Here is a 22282-nt window from a genome sequence, read left to right on the forward strand (position 1 = left end):
ACCGTCCGCAACCCAGCAAAAAATAACTTGCTACAAGCGGCTAGAATGGGTCGCAATCTCTTTTCATTGATGGACTATCAGGAATTGTGCTCTTGTTCAGAAGATCCTACGGGCTCATCCAGATCCAACACTGCGGGGTCGATCATGCGTTTGTTTGCGCTTATCTTGACAGAATTCCGCATTGCCTCACTGCGCCGGAGCAATCGCCGGAAACGCGCTTCGTCGAGCATGAGCAGTGTCGAGGGGGCCAATGCCCGCACGTTTACGCGACGGGGCCTTTTCAACAGCATGGCCAATTGCCCAAACATTTCACCACGACCTAACCGCGTAGTATGTCTGCCGAGTTCCACTTCGACTGCCCCAGAAGCGATAAAGAATACACTCCCCGCGAATTCGTCTTTGGATATGATCGTGTCACCCGCGTTGGCATATCGGGTTCGCAATGCTCTGCTGAGTTTCCTCAGTGACGCTTTGTCGAGATCAGAAAATAGTGGAAACTGCCGGACCAGATCCCGTCCTTTAAGGGCAATGTCCAGTACCGGACGCCCTTCAGACAAAGCACGTCGCGCCGCCACTTCCTGCATCAACACCGAATAGAGCTCTTCACCCACAAGGCCGTCCTCGCGCATGACCGCGTATTCACGCTCTTCCAGCCGCAGCGCCGTTCGCCGGATGAACCGCCGTTCCAGCTTTTCGGCGTAGCCTGGATATTGGAGCCGCAATCCGTCAAGCGCTGCCTCAACCGCCTCGGATCGACGCGCCAACAGGTCGTCAAGCAATTCCGCAACCCGGCGGCCGTGGATTCGACGTATGCGCCCACGGACGAACCCATCAAGGTCCCGCAGGATCAGGCGTTGCATGAGCAGTCTTTCAAACCGATCCGTTGTAATACGCGTGAGTGGAAACGAGATTCGAAGCCGGTTGTGCAAAAAAACGGCGATCCGGAAAGACCTGCCGTAAACGACGGACCGGTTTGACGCGCGCTGATAGCCGAGCCGCCCTCCGGTCCGTGCGCCTTCAATGAGGCGATCCGCGTCGGACAGAATCTTCTCACTCAGCACAGATGACATGGTGCGCTCTCGCATCCGGGCCAACACGGAATCCCGCTCTGCCCCAGCCAGCGCAATAAGGCCAAGTGTGATCCGATCACGATCAAGGATCTGCGCGCTGTCTTCAGCAGCGTTTACGGCCTCGTCGAGGCGTTCACTGAACTGTTTGGCTTCGTTTCTGACGATATCGTGGGTCAAGTCGTAGTTTTCTGCAATGCGGGACACGTCCTCGCGCACCGATTGCAAGGCGACGGCGACCACTTGGCGTGACAGTGCCGTATCAAGCGGAGAGAGCCTATCGAGCCCCAGTTTTGTGATCACTGCGCGCAAGGTTGTTCCCTGCACAATCAGTGTAAACAGCGTAAAGCCAGTGGCCAGGATGCCGACCAGTCGCTTGGTCTCCAGCGGGATATGCGTGCTTTCGGTGACTGCCAGCGCCAGCGCCAGTGTCACGGCACCCCGCAATCCACCCCACAGCATCGCGGTGCGATAGGGGCGATCAACAGCTGGCGACAGACCGATTGTCGTGAGCAATGGCAACAAGCCGAACAGCACCGCCGCCCGTGCAAATACTGCAGCAAGAACCACCACGGCCAACAGGCCGAAGTCAGACGGCTGCACCCCTTCCAACAGTCTCGGAATCAGCAATGCCGCAAGAATAAAGATCAGCGCGCCCGCCCAATGTGCCAGCAGGTCCCATACTTCTTGAAGATTTGTCCAACCGGCCGGTGACAAACGACCGGGACCCGTAAGGTTAAGCGTAAGACCTGCGGCCACCACGGCGATAACGCCAGAAGCCCCGATGCTTTGTTCCGCAACGATATACGCGAGATAAGGCAGTGCAACGGAAATAGAAATTTGTGCCATATCCCAGCGGTCGACGAACGCCATCACCCAAACAGCCATGCGCGCCATGAGCCAACCGGTGAAAGCACCTCCTGCGATTAGCAGCGGAAATTGCCCTACAGCTTCACTTAGCAATGGGTCGGGCCTTCCGAGCATGACAAAGCTCATGAATAGTCCGAAAAGAGCAATGGCAGCGGCATCGTTAAGGAGGCTTTCGCCTTCGATAATTCGCGACAGCCTGCGCGGCGCGGAGATTGATCGAAAAATGCTGACAACCGCCGAAGGGTCAGTTGTCGACACAATTGCACCGATCAACAGACAGGCGGCCAGTGGCAGCGTACTTACCCAACTCAGCGCATAGCCAATGGAAAGTGTCGCCACGATCACCGCGACAACCGCCATCATCAGGATGGGCATCCAATCGTCCAGCATCCTGCGCAGGTTCATGCCAAGCGTCGCCTGAAAGAGCAATGTTGGCAGGAAAACATAGAGAAAGACGTTAGACCGGATCGGCAGGTCAATAATCGCTTGCGCGCCCGGGTTCAGCGCATCCGTCAGGTCGGTGTTAAGAAAGAATGCCGCGCCAAGCCCAATCACTATCCCAAGAACAGCGAGGATAACGCTGTAGGGCAAGCGCAATCGCGCGGCCAGTGGTTCCGCCACCCCGATTACAACAAAAAGAGAAGTGATGATGGTCGTAATGACGACGATATCCATCCATACGTATTACCTGAGAACTCGACCTAATGGAATCCACCCTTCAAGCGTTTCGACCACATCGGATCAAAGTGTTAAAATACACTCGCCAGGCTGTGCAGTTGCAGCCGATGCCAGCAGTGACTGGGCAAACTACGACACCAGACCCACGATTTGACGGATTGAATAAGCCAACCGATTAGGCCGCCCCCAGGCGTTAGGTTCCGATGACTTCAATGGGCGCCAAACAACTTTAAGATCACTGGCCACATTCGGAGCAGTGCTATCCATCAAGCTGTGACCATGAAGAAGTTGCACGGCGCGTAAGCTGCTAGCTTTCTTGTGGTACCCTTTGCCATATCAGCGGCAGAGGGCCTATTGCGTCACAGGGCCTTTCGGAAGATAATCTTGTCATCGCCCTCCGCCCAGAAATCGCGGATGCGCGCTTCTTCCTCATAGCCATTCTGAGCATAGAACTTGCGCGCGAGTGCAAAGTTGTCAGTGCCAGATGTGTCTACGATTAAGATACGTTGCCCTTTGTCTTTCAAATACTGTTCCGCGGCCTTGACCAAGGCCGCGCCCAGACGTTTGCCTTGCAAATCTGGGCGCACCGCGAGCGCGAGCATATTCCAGGTTCCGTCAGCAAGGTCTTCTGGAACGATGTAGCACAAGCCGACGGCTTCGTCGTCTGAGTGGCACGTAAGCCAGAGAGCTTCTGTTTCCCCTGACAATGTAGGTGCCAGCATATCCGGAAGCATCTCGCTTGGGAAAAGCCCTGTATTGTCCAGCACGGCTTTGAGACCCGGAATGTCGTCAGAAGACGTTGGCTTGATTATTGGATTTGTCACTTTCTAGTTCACCTTAAGCCACGATGCGGGCAGCAATCCGGAGCGACTTCTTTCGACACTCAGACGCAATGTTTCAGCGCACGATAAGGCAAAGGTAAGACCAGCACCCCACTTTCTGTGCCTATTCGTCAGTTACAAGCCGACTGGCCTGCATACATTCCAAGTCCGGCACCAGCCGCCGTTGCAAGGGTCTGGCCTGTGCCCGAACCAACCTGATTGCCTAAGACGCCACCCAAGGCTGCACCCCCCAATATCCCAGCGGCACATCGGGCGTCGTTTTGTGCTTGAGCCTGAGTTGGTGTTGTCGGGGCTCCACATGCTGCCAAGAGCAACGTGCCACCAAGCAGGCATACTACTGCTGTCTTCTTCATGTCGGTTTCCTTACGTTCACGCGTATGTCTTAGACGCTTGTTTCTGGGCATGTAGGGTCTGCTCAACCTCTCTCCAACCCGTGGCTGATCCAGGCGCGAAAACCCGCCTAGTGGCGCAGTGTTTCGCCAATTGAGAAATATCGCCGCGCAATACCGGGGTGAACCGCATCTTAACCCACCATTGGATCGCCCATCACACCCAGGCCGAGAAAAGCAATTTTTGCCATTACAGTTTCCTAGTCTATAAAAGGTCGCGCGGTGTTTGTCCGGCAAAGAATGCGTCTAAGTTGTCCAATGCGCGAAAGCCCATGGCGTCCCGGGTTTTAGTCGTGGCGCTACCTATATGCGGCAACATGAAGATGTTTTCGTGCGCTGCGAACTTTGGATTTCCGCCCGGTTCTGTCTTAAAGCAATCAAGCCCTGCGGCAGCCAGCTTTCCACTTTCAATGGCTTGCAGCAGCGCGTCTTCATCAACAAGAGCGCCACGAGCTGAGTTGACGAGTATTGCATCGTCAGGCAGCGCAGCCAACCGTTCGGCATTCATAAGGTCCAGAGTTTCGGGCGTCGCAGGACAGTGAAGCGATAAAAAGTCGGCCACTGGCAAAAGAGTATCGACGCTTTCGTGATAAATTGCCCCCTGTTCCTTATCCGGTGACAGGCGGGTGCGGTTGAAATAGTGAACTTCCATATCAAACCCGCGTGCTTTTGTTGCAAATGCCCGACCCACGCGCCCCATCCCGACGATGCCCAAGCGCGCACCCGTGAGTTGCTTGCCGACCATGAAAGATGGGCTCCAACTGTCCCAAGTACCTGTACGCATAAGGCGATCGCCTCGGACAGCGTGTCGCGCCGCACCAAGCATGAGCAACATTGCAAGTTCCGCCGTAGCGTCAGAAAGGACATCTGGTGTATTTGTCACCACGATCCCCCTTGCTGCCAAGGCCGGCAAGTCGCAATGGTCCACACCAACAGAATGGTTCGCGACAATTTTTAAACGCGGGTCAAGCTTTGACACGACCTCTGCTGAGAAGTGTTCCGAATGGCAGGGCATTATTGCGTCTACCTTGGAACTCATCTCAATGATCTCTTCTGACGTGCCCGGAGTATCGGCTTCGTTCAGGATCACGTCATAATCCTTTCGCGCACGGGCAATGGTTGCGTCGGACACGCGGCGCGGCAGCCATAGGACTGGTCTGTCACTCATGCGTTCAGTCCTTTTTGACGGCGTCTTCCCAGAAATTATAAAGCGCCAAGGCAATCACAAAGACCGCAATACACAGGAAAGGCAAACCGCCCCAAAACCCGGCAAAGCCGGTTGAAATGCTGTGTGCTAGGCCAAGAACAAAAACCATCATCAGACCGGTGCCGATAATGCCCATAAGAATGTTTGTAAGTCGCGACATCGTTTAATTTCCTTACTGTTCTTGTTCGGCGAGGGTGCGTTGTACCCATGATGCAGTGCGCAGAAGCCGGTCATCTTCCTCGACTGCGCCAATCAATTGCACGCCGATTGGCAGGTCATTCTGCCCAACCAGCAAAGGCAAGGTGAGGCACGGTAACCCCGCCAGCGTCCAAGTCAGGCAAAAGACTGAATCGCCAGTATGCCCTGCTGTCAGTGGCACGGCCTCTCCTGTAGCCGCAGGGGCAAGGATTGCATCGAATTCGGTGAAGTATTCTGCGAAAAAGCTTTGAGCAGAGATCATGACAGCCAAGGCATCTTCATACTGCGCCAAGCTTATTTCTGTTCCTCGGGCTATTGCAGACTGCATTTCGAGGCTGAGTTCCGGCCAATGAGTTTCCGAAATCTCAACCATGTTCTGGCGAATTTCATAATCGTAGATCGTTTTGTGAACATTAATGAGGTCAGCTAATTGAGGGGATGCTGAAAATCGCTCGACCCGGCCGCCCAAGCCTTCGATAACGGCATTAAGGCCTTCGACGGTATCCACATCCAAACGATCATTGAAGGGAAAATCCAGCCAGACGATGTTCGGTTCGACAGGCACCTCTGCCCGCACGCCTTTCAGCATGCTAGCCCGCGGTCTGGCAAAGCTGGCGGGATCGGCTTGGTCATAGCTAGACAGGACGTCTGTCAACAAAGCTATGTCTTCCAGAGAATTCGCAAATCCGCCGACATGATCCAGCGACACAGATGTGCGAAAGACACCGCTACGCGAGATTGTTCCGCGGGAGGGCTTGAAACCGTATACGCCACAAAACGAGGCGGGGCGGATCACCGAACCACCGGTCTGGGTTCCAATCGCCAATGGAACGTGCCTGGCCGTAACTGCAGCGGCAGATCCGCTGGAGGACCCGCCGGGAGTTCGGCTGTGATCCAAAGGGTTGGTGGTGTCGGCCGGATTCATGAAGGCAAATTCAGTGGTCTTGGTCTTGCCCATGATCACCGCTCCGGCTTCACGAAGATGCTCAACCAGCCGAGCGTCCGTCTCAGGTTGGCGGCCTGAAAAAATTGCCGATCCGCGTTGCGTGGGCATGTCTTTTGTATCGACAATGTCTTTCAGTCCGACGGGTACACCATGTAGCGCCCCTATCGCCCGCCCTGCCTTGCGAATACGATCCAGCTCACGCGCCTGATCGAGTGCCACGCCGGCGTCCAGGTATGCCCATGCCCGAACCTTGTCATCCGTTTCCTCAATTCGCGCTAAGCAGGCCTCAACCAATGCTTCGGATGAAATGCGTCCGGTTCGGATAGCTTCGGCGGATTGAACCGCCGAGAACAGTGACAGATCATGCTTGGTCATGGCACCCAAACCCCAAACAGATAATCAGGAAGCCACAGGGCGATCCCCGGGAACTGATACATCAGCACCATGCACAGGATCACGATAGCCAGATAGGGCATCAGACCTTTGAAGATCTCCATCAACTGGATCTGGTTCTTCAGAACCCCTTTCAGATAATAGGCTGACATGGCCATGGGAGGCGTCAGGAATGAGGTCTGTAAATTCAGTGCAACCAGCATCGCGAAGAAATACGGATTGACCCCAAACGTATCCAGCATCGGCAGAAAGATAGGCACAAAGATGATCAAGATCTCGGACCACTCAAGCGGCCATCCGAGCAGGAAGATAATCAGCTGAGCAAGGACCAAGAACTGCCAGGGTTGAAGGTTCATACCGACGACCCAATGCTCGATCACATCGTGTCCACCAAGATAGGAAAAGATCGAGGCGAAGGTCCAAGAGCCGACAAACAACCAGCACACCATGGCAGTTGCCTTAGCTGTGAGAAAGACACTCTGTTTGACTTTGTCCCAAGTGAGCGATCGATACAGCATCGCCAGAACCAAACCGCCCAATGCGCCCATTGCCGCCGCTTCAGCCGGGGTCGCCAGACCACCAAGAATGGAGCCAAGCACTAGCATGATCAAAACGGTCAAAGGCACAAACGAAACCAGCAAATCCATATAAATCTGCCGTTTCGGAGGAATGTCTTCCTCTTGTGGTTTTGGTGCCAGCGACGGGTTTATCCAGACGCGCACCATTACATAGACGATGTATAACCCCGCCAACAAAAGACCCGGGAAAACAGCCGCAGCATACAGGCGCAATGGTGATAGCTCTGCAATGGCGGCATAGACGATCAGCATAATCGACGGTGGGATCAGAATTCCCAAAGTTCCACCCGCACAGATAACGCCAGAGGCGAAGCTGCGCTGATACCCGGCATTCGCCATCGCAGGATATGCAAGCAGACCCATCAGAGTAACAACTGCACCAACAATCCCAGACGCGGTCGAAAAAACTGCGCAGGTCAGCAGCGCCGCAATGGCCAACGAGCCTGGCAGATTTCGCGCCGCCATGTAGAGCGAGAAAAACAGGCGATCGACAATGTTCGCCCTCTCGACCACGTATCCCATAAATAGGAATAATGGGATGGCAACTAGCGTATCATTCTCCATCACCGAATAGGTGTTTTGGTTCAGAAGGTAGAAGATGTTGTTGTTGAAGATGTCCGCAATGGTCTCGGGCGCGGACTGGTAGTAGGCGTAGTACCCAAAACCGACACCCATGGCGAGCAACGTGAACGCAATGGGAAAACCCAGCAGCACCAAAACAATGAAGAGGCTGAGCATCAGGATGGCGACTTGTGGATCAGTCATCGCTGCGACCTCCTTCTTGAGTGCCAGTTGTTCGAATTTTGTCGATGGTATTTTCCATCAACATGTCTTCGGTTTCGCGCACGTCATCGAGCCGCTCGAGCCAGACGCCATTTCGCATCGCCAGCCAGCACCGGGCCATTTCGGCAAGGCCTTGAAGCATAAGAAGGAAACCAGCGACCGGGATCAGGGTTTTGAAAAAGTAAATCTGGATGCGCGCAGGGCTGTTCCAGCTGACCTCTTCATAGCGCCAACTGTCTTTCGCGATCTCCCACCCGTACCAGAACAAAGCGAACATGCCGGGAAAGAAGAACAGAATGTATAGAACAAAATCGACCCGAGCCTGCCAGCGGACAGAGAACAGCCGGTACAGAACATCGCCGCGGACGTGCGCGTCTTGCGCCAAAGCATAGGCCCCTGCCATCAGAAACAACGCGCCATACATCTGGACCATCATGTCGAACGCCCAGACGGTTGGCTTGTTCAGCACATACCGGACGAACACTTCGTAAGACACGGAAAGTGTCAGAATTAGGATGCACCATCCAAAGGCTTTGCCGACCCATTGGCTTAGCCCTTCAATGGCGTGGATTGTCTTGATCAAGGTCAGTTCCTCGCCTGTTCTGCCCGGAGTTCAGGAGGCCGCGCCACAACGCGACCTCCTTATTTAAAAGTATTCAGGCCTCAACCGAAGTAGTGCTTGTACGCAAGCTTGTAGTCCGGTTGGTTCAGGTTGAGATAATTCATCACGGTCTTCGCATAGGCCTTCTGGCTTTCAATTACCTTTGCGAAGAACGGATCCTCATTGGCAATCCGTTCAACGACCACATCCCAAGCATTCAGCTGTGCCTGCATCACACTGTCGGGGGTGCGATATACGTTAACGCCCTGCTCCTCTGCCAGTGTGACCAGATCCTCGGAATAGCGCTTGGTGTTGTTCCAGTAGAAGTTGGAGTTTTCGGCTTCTGACGCATACTTCAAAATGGCTTGAAGCTCAGGCGCAAGGGCGTTGTATTTGTCCTTGTTGAACGTGACCTCGAAGAATTCCTGACTCTGGTGGAACGACGCAAGGTGATAATGCTTGGACACATCCTGCATCCCAAAGTCACGGTCCGACGTTGGATTGTTGAATTCCGCCGCGTCGATCAGACCTGACTTCATTGCTGGCTGAATTTCACCTCCCGGCAGCTGTACGACCGACATTCCCATCTCAAGCAAAACATCTGCCGCAAGACCAACGGTGCGGTACTTCAGACCATTCATTTGATCTGCGCTTGTGATTTCTTCTTTGAACCAGCCAAGCGGCTGAGCCGGCATGGGTGAGTTGAAGAATGATACGACATTGAGGCCCAGAATGCCCATCAATTCGTCGAATAGTTCCTGACCACCACCATAGTTCACCCAACCCAGAACTTCCTGGCTGGACCAGCCAAAGCAGGGGCCAGTTCCGAAGAGCGACGCTGTCTTCGACTTAGAGTACCAATAGGCCGGCACGTAGTGCGCAGCATCCAGAACGCCGCGGTGAACAGCATCCTGCATCTGGCTTGTTTTTACGACGGAATTCACGGGCAACAGTTCGATCGTGAGTTTCCCGCCGGACATTTCGTTCACGCGGTTAACGTAAGACTGCGCGTTTTCCAGAAAAATACCGCCTCCCCAGGCGGCCTGCATCTTAAGGTTGGTTCCTTCCTGAGCATGGACAGCCGGAGCTGCAAGCGCACCGGCGCCCACAACGGCAGAGCCACGCAGAAAATTTCTGCGGTTCAAAGATTTTGTCATGTTTCCTCCCTTAACTGGGCCTTGACCGATTTTGCCTCGGCATTGGCACCAATCCGCTCTCCAGCGGATAAGAGTAACGATAAGACAGATTCCAATTATTTCAAAATATTTTGGAAAACTCTTGAAATTTGAACAGCAAAACCAATCAACCAATTGATTATTTTATATTTTTATTTTTCATTTTTTTACCCCGCTGAACGAGCTAGAATCTTTCAGCAAGAAACTGAGCATTGGTTGCCCTGAGTATGAATGAACAAAAAAACCCGCTTCGCCGAGGACGCCCGCGTCTAAAAGCGAATGAGGAGAAAGCCGAAACATCGCCCGTTGTTGCGCTGGATCGCGGCATTCGCGTGCTGATCGCTCTCTCGGATACGCGCTGCGCGACACTTGCGGAACTGGCCAGAGTCACGGCAATCCCAGTTGCGACGGTACACAGGCTTCTGACCACGTTGCAGCAGCGAGGCATGGTTGTTCATTATGCCGAGCAAGGCAAATGGCGAATTGGACCGCAGGCCTACCGGATCGGCAGTTCGTTTGAAGATGGATCAAATTTGCTCGAAGTCGCGCCGTCAGTGATGCGCACACTGTCAGAAGACACCGGTGAGACAGCAAATCTGGCAATCGAAGAATGTGGGCAGCTATTGTTTCTCATTCAGGTCGAATCCGATAACCCAATTAGGGCTTCTTTCAAAAACGGAACTGCGGCGTACTTTCACACATCCGGTGTGGGAAAAGCTATGATGGCATTTATGGACAAGGCCGCGGTTGAGACCCTTTTGGCCCCACAAACACTAGTCCGCCAGACGCCTAATTCCATTACAGACCTGCAAGAGCTGAAGTCAGAACTCCGCAAGTCCAGACAGCGTGGATGGGCCTTGGACGATGAAGAACGGTTTTTGGGTATGCGTTGTATTGCTGCGCCTATCTTCGACTCGCTGGGCAAAGTTGTTGCGGGCGTTTCGGTTTCCGGTCCAGTTACAAGATTTCCCGAAAACAAGCTTGAAGGTCTGGCGGCATCGGTTGTCCAAGCTGCCAAAACCATTTCAGAAAGGCTCCAAAATTCCCCAATTGGAAGCTGATTGCATAAACGCCGCAGGTTATTGAAACTTGTTGCGATTTTTTTGAATTTTCGGTGAAACGCCGCAGCACTGGATGGGTTTTTTTAGGGGCAGTGCCGCAAAAAATGCTGTGGAATGCGCTAATTCTCGGCTTGGGACAACGATTGACATTGTGACCCTCATCCAATGGCTCTGGCCATCACACCGTCAATACGAAAGATAAATTCTCTGTGATGTGATACAATAAGCCCGAAGAACCTGAGGGGGGCAACGTGGATCAACGATTGCGTGCCTGGCTGAGTCGCCTGGGATTGGAGAGCTATGCTTCGTTGTTGGAAGAAAACGACGTCGACATTGAGACTCTGCGCCATCTGAATGACGAGGACTTGAAAGACCTTGGCTTCAGCCTTGGGCACCGTCGTCGCCTGCTTGCGGCCATTTCGCCAGCGGCACAAGCCGTAAAGAAAGACACGATTGAAAACGCAGCACCCGAGCGGCGGCTGCTTACTGTTTTGTTCGTTGATATTGTGGATTCCGTTGTCCTCTCAAGACAGCTGGACCCCGAAGAGATGCGGAATCTGGTCACAAAGTACCAGTCGGCAGTTGTATCAGCTGTCCTTCGGTATCAAGGCTATGTCGCCAAATTTCTCGGAGATGGCGTTTTGGCCTATTTTGGGTGGCCCGAAGCCCATGAAGATGAAGCTGAACGAGCAGTAAAGGCAGCAAAAGATGCCTTTGCAGCAATTCAGGAAATTCACTCACAAGACGGACGGCAACTCCAAGCGCGTGCAGGTGCAGCTAGCGGAGAAGTTGTTATTGGAACAATAGTTGGCGATGTCATGAATGATGACGCCGCCGTCATCGGGGCAACACCCGGCTTGGCTGACCGGCTTCAACGCCTGGCGCGGCCATACGAAATTGTTGTTGGCCCATTAACCCGTCAACTCTTGGGCCGCCGATTTGAAGTGGAAGACATTGGCCAACATGAATTGAAAGGGTTTGACGAGCCTGTACAAGCCTGGCGCGTCGGCACGGAAACAACTGTCGAAACACGTTTTGAAGCATCCCGGTTCCAAGGTTCAACGCCATTGGTTGGACGAGCTTCGGACCTTCACTTAATTCGTGATGCATGGCAGCAAGCAAAGGCAGGATCGGGTCAAGTGATTTCATTGACCGGAGATCCGGGCATCGGCAAATCGCGATTGGTAGAAGAAATGCGGCACGAAATCTCTGGAGACAGGCGTTTCGGCTATCGTTACCAATGCTCTCCTCATCACACCAACGATGCCTTTTTTCCATTGATCACCGGGATGCGGAGAGCAGCCGGGATTGCAGAACAGGACTCGGTAGCGGCGCAACTTGAAAAACTAGAGAACATACTGGGGCTGACGGATATCCCGTTGACCGAAAGCGTGCCTCTGATCGCGTCGCTGTTAAGGGTAGAAACTGAAGGGCGCTACGATGCCCCGGATTTCCCTCCGGTGCAATTGCGCCGCGCGATAATTCGCTGCCTGATAGATCAAGTGCTGCGTATGAGCGCACAGCACCCGATCATCATAGTTATTGAAGACATCCATTGGGCCGATCCGTCGACGCTGGAGCTGCTGCAAAACATGATTTCTGAGGCCGCTGAAGCGCCAATCATGTTATTGCTAACGTACCGACCGGAATTTCAGCCTGATTGGAACGACTGCGGCTATTGGCGTGAGATTGTCCTTAGTCGGGTCGGTCGGCGGCAATCTTTGCGGATTTTAAACTCCGTTTCTGGGGGAGACGTGAGCGAGGAAGCCGCCGCGCAAATTATTAAACGTGCCGATGGCGTGCCGCTCTACATCGAGGAACTGACCAAGGCATTTCAAGAGGCGGGGTTGAGCAGTGGGGATGTTGTTCCCGCCACGCTTCACACATCGCTTTCAGCACGCCTGGATCGGCTTGGGTCGGCAAAAGCGATTGCTCAGATTGGGTCCGTCATTGGGCGTGAATTCGATCACAAGGACATTGTGGACTTGTCGGCAGAGGTCGACATGGACTGCCTGCAAGCGCTTGAAAAGCTTGTTGAATCTGGATTGATACTCCGCATGGGCGTTCCGCCAACGGCAAGCTACATGTTCAAGCATGCTCTCGTCCAAGATGCTGCCTACTCCACCCTATTAAAGAGCCGACGCCACGAGTTGCACTCAGCATTTGCCGATCTGCTTGAAAGAAAAAGTTCTGATAACAATGGCGAGACCGCAGGAATTGTGGCCCATCACGCCTTTCTTGGCGAGGATTGGCCGCGTGCTTTCCGAGAGTTTCGCAGAGCGGGCGAAGACGCGGTTGAACGCTCGGCACTGCGCGAAGCAGCAGGCCAGTTTCGCAGGGCGCTCGACGCGCGTAAAAATTTTGAAATGGATGCCGAAACTGCAACCGCAGCAATAGATACGAAATTTGCGCTACGGAACGTTCTTTGGGCACTGGGGCAGTTCGCCGCTATTCTAGATCCACTTGACGAAGCCGAGAAGTTGTCGCTCACGTTGGAAGACGATGTGCGCCTTGGTTGGGTTTCCGTTTATCGTGGCGCAAGTTTGTGGCAAGTCGGACGCTCGGCTGACTCCAAGGCAGCCGCCGAACGCGGGCGCGATATTGCTCGGGATTCCGGTGATCGATCGCTGGAAGTTGCGGCTGATTTTTACCTTGGCTGTACATTCGTAACCTCTGGTGAACTGCGCACAGCCGAGAGATACTTCGAACGTGTTGTTTCAAATCTGCCTGGCGATGCTGCGCTCGAAAAGTGTGGGCTGCCTTTTGCACCTGCGATTATCGCCCGGTCCTGGCTGGTCTGGTCTTACGCCGAGCGTGGCGAATTTGAACGTTCTTCACATCATGCAGAACAAGCCGTTGCGCTTGCGGATCTTCAAGACAATCCTTTCAACCGCGCGCATATCGGTTACGATATTGGCTATTATCAGATTGTACGTGGTGACATCGCGGCTGCGCGTGCGACTCTTGGCAACGCGAGTTCGATCATCGACGTTTGGGGCCTCACCTATCTATCCCCCTTCACGAACGGATTTCTTGGGTTTGCTGAAATCCTGGCAGGAGAGGTTGAGACGGGCCTGGCGAGGCTTGAACAGTCTTGTCAGTTGTATGATGACATTGGGCTTGGTTTGTTCAAGTCCCTGGTTTTTACCCAGCTGGCCTTCGGATATCTCAAAGCCGGTCGCATCGAAGACGCATCCAAACGTCTCGGTCGCGCACTCGAAATAGCGCGCAGTCGTGGTGAACGCGGTCACGAAGCATTTGGTTTGTTTGTGATGGGCGAAGTCTTAAGCAATGCAGGCGCAGGTGAGGAATACGACGCGATGAAATGCTATGAGCGTGCCTTGGAGATTTCAACTGAGCTGGAAATGCGCCCATTAGCGGCACAGTGCGAACGCGGGCTGAGCCGAATTAAATCCAGGATGGGGCATACCGATGCCCAAGATCCTATGAGCCGGGAAAACAAGTTTTTTGATGGACTTGGTCATCCCAGGGACAAACGAACCTAGGCGCATGTTGAACAACGGTGTGAAGCTGGAAGAAGCCTCTCGAGCAGAAGGTTAGGGGCTTCTTGGGACAAAGCGAAAAAACAGATGAAATTTTTTGAATGATAGGCATTTGTTTGATGCTTGTTGCGCGAGACTTACGATGTGCGACAAGACTGATCGCTAGATTTTTACGCTCACAGGACGATTGTGAACCTGCGATGAGAGCCCACTACTGCCGTTAATCATACTGCAGCCTTTCGCTCTCGCGCGCGTTCAAGCGTGATGAGTTTAGGTGCTGAGATTCCCGTATCCAGAACTTTCGCACCGGTCTGCAGCGGATAGTTTTCACGCACAAAATCCCCTGAGGACTGCTGTCGCCGGGTCCTCTTCAGCGTCTTTAAGCCAGGTGTAGAATTCGCCCATACGTGTCTGACGTCAGCAGCAATTGGACAATTCAGGGTTTTCGCATAGCGGAGGGTTTCCGGCTCATCGTAGGCTTCAAGGATCGAAGATCAGACGGGAACCATCGCTACCAATGCCGGTTAATGCAACAGCGCCAAGGGAACCGTTCAAATTGAGCTGGCTGTTAACTGCGCGTCACGCACCAGTCAAGAAGTGATACGGCGTCATCCGGCAGCGATATGGCAAGGCCGTCAGCGAAGGCCTGAAACTGTGGGATGGATGCAGGCCCTACGCCAACCAGCACCGGAACACCGTGTTCCAAGGCCTTGCCCATCACCGAGCGGAATCCACGGCCAGCGCATTCCTCGGGGCCGAACTTATTCAGTATGAACAGATCGGCGTTCTCGAAACTGCTTTGCTCCACTTGCGCCACGGCTTCGGCAAGCGCACTGGGATCCAATCTACACGCCTCCGAGCCGACACCGAGGTTCTGCGTAATCTTGATGACCGCTCCATCTGGCAGTACTCGCACGCTCATATCGCACCCATCCTGATAAATGGGCGAATGGCTCGCCTCCTTCACGATTCCGCGCAGTTCAAACCCGTTGTTGTTCAGCTCATCGGCCAGTTCCGACAACAACCTGTCAGCTTCGCCCCGTTTCTGCGAAGAGACGTATGCAATTTTCATCCCTCTGTCCTTTCAATGTATGCCGCACTCACTTTCGTCTGATGCCTGCGGCCGCTCAAAACTGGGCGCCGTGGTGTTCCTCTGAGAGCAGGCATAAATCCGATCAGAAAAGCAGTCCAGCCAAGGCACCACAGCACAGCAACACAGAGTACGAGAGGAAGACCCGGAAAAACCGGTGCCGCAATGCGAATGCAGGTTGCAATCCAGATCGCCCAAACTCCAATGGTAAACCCCCAATTGGCCCTCAAGCCACCTTCGGCGGTATGCGCTGCTGCCCGGCCTGCGATCGCCATAATCATTCCGGCCATTCCGCCGATTGTGATGGCATGCAAGGCGTCCGCCCTAGGATAGAACGACGGTGCAATCCCCGATAAACCTACGGCGATCAAACCAAAGGGTACCCAGAAAAAGGCCAGGTGCAGTGCCACAAGCAATGGGTTCCGGATGATCGCCAGCGTCCGCCATTTGAGCATTAACCACAAAACTGCCAATGCCGCACAAATCATCGCGAAGTATGCCAAGTCTGATGCGCCAATCAGTCTGGCCGCAATGGCCAAACCTAACAGCACCTGCGGTACGACCAAAGACTGAGTGCTCGGGACCAAAGGCCCGACGCGGTCGTGGAGAGTAAGCCAATTGCCTGTGAAAGCCGGAATTGCGCGCAATCCGATGTTGATCATCAGCAATGCGAGACCAAGCAGAAACACATCAACCATTTCCAGGCTTCTGGACGGGGACCCCATCAGCGTCGCGGTCAAAAACAAGAATTCACCGATACCAAGCCCCACTATCGCACACACAAAGCCAAGCTTTTGATAGATGCCCGCCAACAGAAGTTGAGTTCCGATTACAACCGCCAGTAAGAGAAAATACCCGGCGTTGAAGACGACAAGCAGCCCGGAAGGCACGAAATCCGCCAGCGCCATAGCAACACGCGCAAGGGCCCACAACGCCAACAATGTGATCAGAACTCCACCCTGAACCGGCGGTCGGCCTGTCCAGCTTGGCAATGCCGTCAGCAGATACCCACCAATCGCCGCGCCAACAAAGCCAAAAATCAGCTCGTGAACGTGCCAGATAATTGCAGGCTCAAACGCTGGACCAAAACCATCAATCCATGCGCTTAGGGGCCAGAGGGCAATCGTGAGCAACGCGCAAAGAAATGCCGCAGGAAACAGGACACGGTATGGGACGACCTTGCGAGAAATCACAATGTTGCGCTGGTCAACCCTGATCACTCGGCGCCACGCACGCCAATCAGGAACCCGTCGTTCAGCTGGAAATCAGGAGCGCCGGGCAGAAAGTCATCCGCCAAACCTCCTCGCCCAACATTTCGGTCGAGACGCTGGAGACACGGTTCACGTTTTTGCGCAATAAAGGTCAAAGAAGGCGACAGGGGCGTAAGCAGGGCAACCCGCAGCGCGCCCGTCACGCGGTAGAGCATAGCAGAATAGGGTTTTGAGGGTTCGACAAACAGACCTCCTGCTGTTTTAGCAAGGTTTACCACACGGGTTTTCCTAAGCTTCCTTTGGCGCGAAGGAATTGATCGTTGTCAATCTGCCGCCGCATTTGCGTTGTTGCCGGGAAAAAATCCTGAGCGCGGTTTGCAGGATGGTCGATCTGAGCCGAAAGAAATGCGTCATAGAACGCCGACTTCTTGCAATCTCGCTACTACGTGATTGGTCATGTTGGCGCATCGTTTGCCGCCAAATGGAAAAATTGCTTCGAAGCCGCCCCGGACCCGGTTTTCAATTGTAGTTTGCAACCTGCGGCGGGCGCGATATAGGCGTGTTTTTACCGTTATCGGGTTGACCTGAAGTTCGGTGGCGATGGCAAGAATACTCATTTCCTCTGCTTCGCGCAGCAGAAACGGCAGTCGCAGATGGGGCGGCAGATCGGAAACGGCAGATTCAAGCAAATCTCTCAATTGCGCGCGCCCAAGCGTTGCGTCAGGGAGTTCAGAATTTTGTCCGGGGAACATAATCACACTCGGTGCTCTGGTTTCGTCGACGGTGTTGTACTCTTCATCAGTACGCTCTCGTCTGCGCTGCATACGCGACGTGTTGATCACGATCCGGGTGATCCAGGTGGAAAAGCTGGCATGCTCACGAAAACCCTGCAGTTTGCTGAACGCCGACAGATAAGCCTCCTGCAGCGCTTCTTCTGCCTCGGCGTCGCTGTCAACGATACCTCTGGCAACGCGAAACAGGCGGGGGTTCAAGCGACGGATAAGTTCCCGGACCGCCAGCTCGCTTCCGTCACGCGCGGCATTTACAAGCTCAGCTTCTGATTTGGCCGCATCGCTGGTTGCTTGTTGAGTGAGGTTTGTTTGGACCTTCATGATCAGTCCTCCCTGCGAACGGTAACTTCCGAAAGGATCCTCTCTACCAAAGGCAAAGCTGTCAGAATATCTTCCGAAACATCGCTCTTGTCGTGTGAACTTCCCTCCCAGTCGGCGTCGCTGGGGGTTCCAACTACTATGCGACCAACCATCGCCGCCATTTCGTGTGGCAGGCAATAGTAGTCATATACACCTGGCGTAATCAGGGTGACTTCAAAATACTCATCCGGAAGCAAAAAGTCACTGTCCCACGGGTCGGCCGCAGCGGGAATGCGTCGCCTTCGATCATAGTTCGCCGGATGATAGGCGGTTGCTGTATGACTGTTGCCGGGATCACGATTGGTGAACCGGACGGTGGTGCCTGAAGACACAGCAAGTCCAACAGGATCATACCAGATACGTTCGCCGCGCGGGCTGCCGCGCATCTCAACCGTGGCGATCGGTTGCGCAAGCGCGATCCGCGAACTGGCGACGGAAGCAACGGCCAATCCCCCAAGCCATACAGCATGACGGCGCGTACAGATCATTCGGCCAGACGCTCTTTTGCGTTTTCGTCGTGAAACAGCACGACATGCGCGTGCGGCTTGTCCACGCCGGGATGCCCGGCATTGAAATAGATATCTGTCGAGCTGACGGTGTGTGAACCGATGTTCAATCCGTCAAATGATGCACCGTTTTGCAGATCGTCGAGTGGTGTCATGTAGACCGTGGCTGACAATCGACCGTCGCGATCATATGCGAGGAACGGACCTGCGGGCAGAGTGGTTGGGTCGACGAAGAGCGTTCCCAGACCAGGGATGAACTCGGGCAATGGCAATACGTCGCTCACTTTCACATAAGGATCGCCGGCTGGGGCATTGGCGAGAGCTTGTTCATCGTGAGCCTTAGCAGTTGGGGCGGCAGCGACAATAAATCCAAAAGCAACTACGGTTTTTCTGAACATGGTTTGGTCCTTTCCAAGGGTTTCACCGGGTTCGCTTTAGTGCGTTCCTGGTTCCTTAGATGCAGGAAACACGGAAAGGTTCCCGAAATTCGACGAAATCGCGCAAGCTGATCGTGAATGCGCTGCAGGGTGGCATTGTCAGCTATGTATGAATTCAACTACTTCCGGAATTTGCACTCTCAGCGCATGTCTCCTTCGACGGGGCGCGCCGCAGCATCCTGAAGGTAGGGTGGATGTCAGGATTGGACCGCTGTGGACTAAGTGCTGAGGTGCCCGGTTGGCGGCACCAGGTGGAATATGCCTTTCGCGCGCTGCAAAGGATCAAATCCGCCCTCGCATTTATATCAGGCTCGAGGAATTGGGAGAGGTTGAAGTCAAAAACAGCGCTTGCCCGTTGCGATGTTTTGCAATGCCGTTCGACAACTTGATCGGCGATCCGGAACAGGACTACTTCGCCGCAGTGCAACTCGTCTAAGCTGCCGCTCGCTGCGAGCGCAAATTCTTGGCTACATGACCCTGGAAAGCAATTGAAACACCGGCATGAGTTTCCCGAATAACACAGACGTTCGTTCTATGAGGTTCGGTTCGATAACAAACGCAGGAGCCCCGGCGTCCATCCAAACGGCAAAGCCCTTGCGGCGCAATGCCTCTGCGTGGAGATGATCTTTGTCAAAGCCAGTCGGAACGCGTTTCAATTCTGGGTCCTCGATCCGGAAACCATCCTGTCGCATATCTTCAGTGAGCTGGATCAACTCTGCCCCTTTTGGACCAGCCATTGCCGTGCGGAACGCGTCCAGTGCATTTTTGTCATACTGAAATACCCCGCAGCCAAGGGACAGTTTTTCGGGCGATAGCCCAAAGAACCACATCGGTGGTTGAACCGCGTTGCCCTGCGGAATGAACGCAATATGCAGGTGTGCGTTGTAGGGCGTCTTGTCCTTGGAGAACCGGACATCACGGTAGATGCGAAAGATCTTACTGCGGTGGCCCTGCCCAGTCAGGTCTTGCAATGCGCCAGCCATGCCGTCGGCAAAATGCTTGCTGGGGTCCTTCAACTGGGTTTCGTAGGTTGTCTTGTGCGCTGCGAACCAATCCTTCGTGTTGTTGGCCTTAAGACCCTCAAGAAAACCAAGTGCCTCAGACGAGAAACTCTCAAATGTAGCCATCACATCCTCCATTCAGTCTTTCGCCGGGAGGGCTGCGGCGTGTTCGAGGCAAAGTTCTACCCAGCGTCGCAATGCTGGGTCATCGCAGTCGCCCTCTTCAACATATACAAAGCCCCCCAGTTTACGGGTTCCATGGATCACTTCCTTAGCCATTGGATCCTTCAGCGCCATGCTCTCGTTCGCCTTACCCAACCGGAACATGAACCGACCGACCCCATCTTTGTGACGGCGCGCGCCGCAGAGCATGTTGCCGTTTAAAAGAAACACTGGCCGCCCATCATCCGCTTTTCGGAGATGCCCGCATGCGCGGCCAAAGCATCGCGCACACGAGTGTTAAGGTTTTCATCTACCGGCATCAGGCGGCTGTGCCGAGTTGCCAGAGGATGGCGAAAGCCAGCACCATCATAGTCAAGGTCGTCAGGGCCGCCCCAATTGCGCGTCCTTTGCTTTCTGCTGATGCGCGCAAACCGAAGTAGTGGATGAGGCGGGCTAGCAGCAGAACCCCACCACAGACAGCTATGAGCCAGGGTGCCGTTCCCGCAATCTCGGCACCCGCGAGGGCAAGCAGGGCAAGCGGGACATATTCGATGAAGTTCCCGTGTGCCCGCATCAGGCGTAGCAGTCCCTCATCCTCACCATGGAGCAAAAGTATCCCAGTCCTGGCACGACGCACGCCAACGGCGATTGCCATGGGAATGCTCATCAAGACAAACACCGCTGTCACGATCAGCGCAATTTGGGGCAGTTGTTCCATCTGATCCCTCCTTTCGAGCGACGCTTAGGACGCCATGCTTTCATAGGTAATCAGCGCGAACCGCGCGCCCTGCGGGTCGGTTAGCGTCGCCATGCGCCCGACCCCCGGCATATCCATCGCAGGCTGAATGACCGCGGCACCCTTGGCTTGCGCCTTTGCAACACTCGCATCCACGTCGTCCACGGTAAAAAAGATCGTCCAGCTTCCATTGTCCTCAGGCATCGGTGAAAAGCCACCAATGGGCGTCTCGCCCACCACTGCGGCCGAATAACTCGACCCGTCCTGCATCGGCATGTCGTTTATCGCCCAGCCCAACACATCCTGATAAAAGGCTTTGGCTTTGCCCTGATCCGGTCCGGAATGCCCGATCCATCCGGAATTGCCGACAGTTGTCATCTCTAGAATACTCATGGGTGTCTCCCTTGGTTGTGCCCGCCACATACGGGTCTGATCCAAGGACGCGCGAGGTGCCGGCTTTCCTACACGCCGCGCAGTTCTTTTTGGCTGATCGCGATTTTATCTGCGATCACAACGCGTTCAGGGCCCGTTGGAGCGAGTGTCATCACGGTCTCAAAGGCGGCGATGGCGGCTTTGTGGTCGCCAGTTTCCTGCAACAGGCCGCCCCGCATCGCGTGATACCAGCGATAGGTGATCAGATCCTCTGCCACTACCTCCATCGCCTTCAACGCATATTGCGGGCCGTGCAACTTGGCCTGTGCAGCGATCTGGTTGAGTTTAACCACAGGGGTCGGCTGCAGCGCATGAAGGGCGGCGTAGTGGCTCTCTATCAAGGCCCAGTCGGCGTCTTCAGATGAGGCCGCGCGGGCGTGGGCCGCAGCGATTGCGGCCTGGATGATATAGACCCCGCGATGACCAATACGTTGGGCTTTTTGCAAAAGGCCCGTTGCCTCGGCGATGTCCGAACGGTCCCAAAGGTCGCGATCTTGATCGTCCAACGCGACAAGCTTTCCATCCGCATCGATACGTGCCCGCCGACGGGCGTGCTGGAGCAACAGCAACGCCAACAAGGCAGACTGCTCACCCATGGCCGGGAACAACGCCACAAGCAGGCGGGCGAGGCGGATGGCCTCTTCACACAATGTAAGCTTCATCTGTTTGGGACCGGCCGAAGTCGACCACCCTTCGCTGAACATCAGGTAGACCATCAGGGAAACTTCACCCAGCCGCGCTCCCCTCTCTGCCGGGCTGGGCGTTTCAAAAGCGACCGAGTTGCTCGCAATCTTCTTTTTGGCACGGGTGATCCGCTGTTCCATTGTCTTTGGTTTAACCAGGAATCCGCTGGCAATCTCGTCGACGCTCAACCCCGCGACCACGCGTAGAGCGATGGCAATCTGATCCCGTTGATCCAATTCCGGATGGCAACATACGAACAACAGTCGCAAGACATCGTCGCGCATCTCATCAGGGTCAGGTGTTTCGGTGGGCGCTGGTTGAAACTCCTCTGTGTGGCGCGACAGAATTGCCGCGCGGCGTTGGGATTTGCGGACATGGTCAAGACCCGCATTGCGGGCGGTCGTCAGCAGCCACGCCAACGGATCACGGGGCGCGCCATCCTTGGGCCAAACCGTCAGCGCCTTAAGGCACGCATCGGCAAAGGCTTCTTCGGCCGTATCGATATCGCGAAACACCCGCGTCAGGGCCGCAATGGCACGTGGGCGCTGTTGGGCGAATGTGGCCTCCAGCCAGTCCGACAT

22 protein-coding genes are annotated in these 22282 nt (G+C 54.6%); 2 read left to right on the forward strand and 20 right to left on the reverse strand.

Translation table 11 applies throughout. The annotated features are described in order from the left end of the window. Positions 1–77: 77 nt before the first annotated feature. From ACR0AJ_RS17620 to ACR0AJ_RS17660, 9 genes are all read right to left on the reverse strand, one after another. A complete protein-coding gene (locus ACR0AJ_RS17620; protein ID WP_480741482.1) occupies positions 78–2612 on the reverse strand; it encodes a cation:proton antiporter in 2535 nt (844 codons plus the stop codon). 362 nt (positions 2613–2974) lie between these two features. Continuing rightward, the gene (locus tag ACR0AJ_RS17625; RefSeq protein WP_480638889.1) at positions 2975–3439 is read right to left on the reverse strand and encodes a GNAT family N-acetyltransferase; all 465 of its coding nucleotides are present in this window, start codon (positions 3437–3439) and stop codon (positions 2975–2977) included. A gap of 128 nt (positions 3440–3567) precedes the next feature. Then, the gene (locus ACR0AJ_RS17630; protein ID WP_480741484.1) at positions 3568–3861 is read right to left on the reverse strand and encodes a glycine zipper 2TM domain-containing protein; all 294 of its coding nucleotides are present in this window, start codon (positions 3859–3861) and stop codon (positions 3568–3570) included. A 190-nt stretch (positions 3862–4051) separates the two neighbouring features. Further along, positions 4052–5014, reverse strand: coding sequence for a 2-hydroxyacid dehydrogenase (locus ACR0AJ_RS17635; protein ID WP_480741486.1), 963 nt, complete (start codon positions 5012–5014; stop codon positions 4052–4054). 4 nt (positions 5015–5018) lie between these two features. Continuing rightward, entirely contained in the window at positions 5019–5213 is a 195-nt protein-coding gene (locus ACR0AJ_RS17640) for a hypothetical protein (RefSeq protein ID WP_170350800.1), read from the reverse strand. Positions 5214–5225: 12 nt separating this feature from the next. Continuing rightward, positions 5226–6572: an amidase gene (locus ACR0AJ_RS17645; RefSeq protein WP_480741487.1), complete on the reverse strand. Its 1347-nt coding sequence runs from the start codon at positions 6570–6572 to the stop codon at positions 5226–5228. Next, on the reverse strand, positions 6569–7933 hold the full coding sequence (locus tag ACR0AJ_RS17650; RefSeq protein WP_170350798.1) for a TRAP transporter large permease: 1365 nt from the start codon (positions 7931–7933) through the stop codon (positions 6569–6571). The genes ACR0AJ_RS17645 and ACR0AJ_RS17650 overlap by 4 nt, the downstream gene beginning before the upstream one ends. After that, complete coding sequence (locus tag ACR0AJ_RS17655; RefSeq protein ID WP_170350797.1) at positions 7926–8534, reverse strand: TRAP transporter small permease subunit; 609 nt, start codon at positions 8532–8534, stop codon at positions 7926–7928. Before ACR0AJ_RS17655 ends, ACR0AJ_RS17650 begins: the two co-directional genes overlap by 8 nt. 80 nt (positions 8535–8614) lie before the next feature. Beyond that, positions 8615–9709: a TRAP transporter substrate-binding protein gene (locus ACR0AJ_RS17660; RefSeq protein ID WP_170350796.1), complete on the reverse strand. Its 1095-nt coding sequence runs from the start codon at positions 9707–9709 to the stop codon at positions 8615–8617. A 245-nt stretch (positions 9710–9954) separates the two neighbouring features. On the opposite strand from ACR0AJ_RS17660, the gene ACR0AJ_RS17665 reads away from it, so the two are divergent. Beyond that, positions 9955–10788, forward strand: a complete 834-nt coding sequence (locus ACR0AJ_RS17665) for an IclR family transcriptional regulator (protein WP_480689998.1) — start codon at positions 9955–9957, stop codon at positions 10786–10788. A gap of 251 nt (positions 10789–11039) precedes the next feature. Continuing rightward, entirely contained in the window at positions 11040–14294 is a 3255-nt protein-coding gene (locus ACR0AJ_RS17670; RefSeq protein ID WP_480741489.1) for an adenylate/guanylate cyclase domain-containing protein, read from the forward strand. Positions 14295–14859: 565 nt separating this feature from the next. Here ACR0AJ_RS17670 and ACR0AJ_RS17675 read toward each other — a convergent pair. From ACR0AJ_RS17675 to ACR0AJ_RS17725, 11 genes are all read right to left on the reverse strand, one after another. Further along, a complete protein-coding gene (locus tag ACR0AJ_RS17675; RefSeq protein ID WP_480741491.1) occupies positions 14860–15363 on the reverse strand; it encodes a DUF2478 domain-containing protein in 504 nt (167 codons plus the stop codon). Beyond that, positions 15360–16601, reverse strand: coding sequence for an NnrS family protein (locus tag ACR0AJ_RS17680; protein WP_480741492.1), 1242 nt, complete (start codon positions 16599–16601; stop codon positions 15360–15362). The genes ACR0AJ_RS17675 and ACR0AJ_RS17680 overlap by 4 nt, the downstream gene beginning before the upstream one ends. Then, complete coding sequence (locus ACR0AJ_RS17685) at positions 16598–16870, reverse strand: hypothetical protein (RefSeq protein WP_480741493.1); 273 nt, start codon at positions 16868–16870, stop codon at positions 16598–16600. Before ACR0AJ_RS17685 ends, ACR0AJ_RS17680 begins: the two co-directional genes overlap by 4 nt. A 132-nt stretch (positions 16871–17002) precedes the next feature. Further along, positions 17003–17704: an RNA polymerase sigma factor gene (locus tag ACR0AJ_RS17690; RefSeq protein ID WP_480741494.1), complete on the reverse strand. Its 702-nt coding sequence runs from the start codon at positions 17702–17704 to the stop codon at positions 17003–17005. A 2-nt stretch (positions 17705–17706) separates the two neighbouring features. After that, a complete protein-coding gene (locus ACR0AJ_RS17695; protein WP_226689604.1) occupies positions 17707–18231 on the reverse strand; it encodes a plastocyanin/azurin family copper-binding protein in 525 nt (174 codons plus the stop codon). Further along, positions 18228–18647 carry a hypothetical protein gene (locus ACR0AJ_RS17700; RefSeq protein ID WP_170517149.1) on the reverse strand — a complete coding sequence of 140 codons (420 nt, stop codon included), beginning with the start codon at positions 18645–18647 and terminating at the stop codon, positions 18228–18230. The genes ACR0AJ_RS17695 and ACR0AJ_RS17700 overlap by 4 nt, the downstream gene beginning before the upstream one ends. Positions 18648–19153: 506 nt before the next feature. After that, a complete protein-coding gene (locus ACR0AJ_RS17705) occupies positions 19154–19813 on the reverse strand; it encodes a DUF2461 domain-containing protein (protein ID WP_480648618.1) in 660 nt (219 codons plus the stop codon). Positions 19814–19825: 12 nt separating this feature from the next. Continuing rightward, entirely contained in the window at positions 19826–20080 is a 255-nt protein-coding gene (locus tag ACR0AJ_RS17710; RefSeq protein WP_480741496.1) for a hypothetical protein, read from the reverse strand. A gap of 88 nt (positions 20081–20168) precedes the next feature. After that, on the reverse strand, positions 20169–20567 hold the full coding sequence (locus ACR0AJ_RS17715) for an MAPEG family protein (protein ID WP_170350786.1): 399 nt from the start codon (positions 20565–20567) through the stop codon (positions 20169–20171). 24 nt (positions 20568–20591) lie between these two features. Beyond that, positions 20592–20978 (reverse strand): VOC family protein, encoded by a 387-nt coding sequence (locus ACR0AJ_RS17720; RefSeq protein WP_170350785.1) that lies wholly within the window; start codon positions 20976–20978, stop codon positions 20592–20594. Positions 20979–21046: 68 nt separating this feature from the next. After that, positions 21047–22282 carry an RNA polymerase sigma factor gene (locus ACR0AJ_RS17725; RefSeq protein WP_480741497.1) on the reverse strand — a complete coding sequence of 412 codons (1236 nt, stop codon included), beginning with the start codon at positions 22280–22282 and terminating at the stop codon, positions 21047–21049.

It is taken from the genome of Ruegeria sp. CJ9, assembly GCF_056536625.1.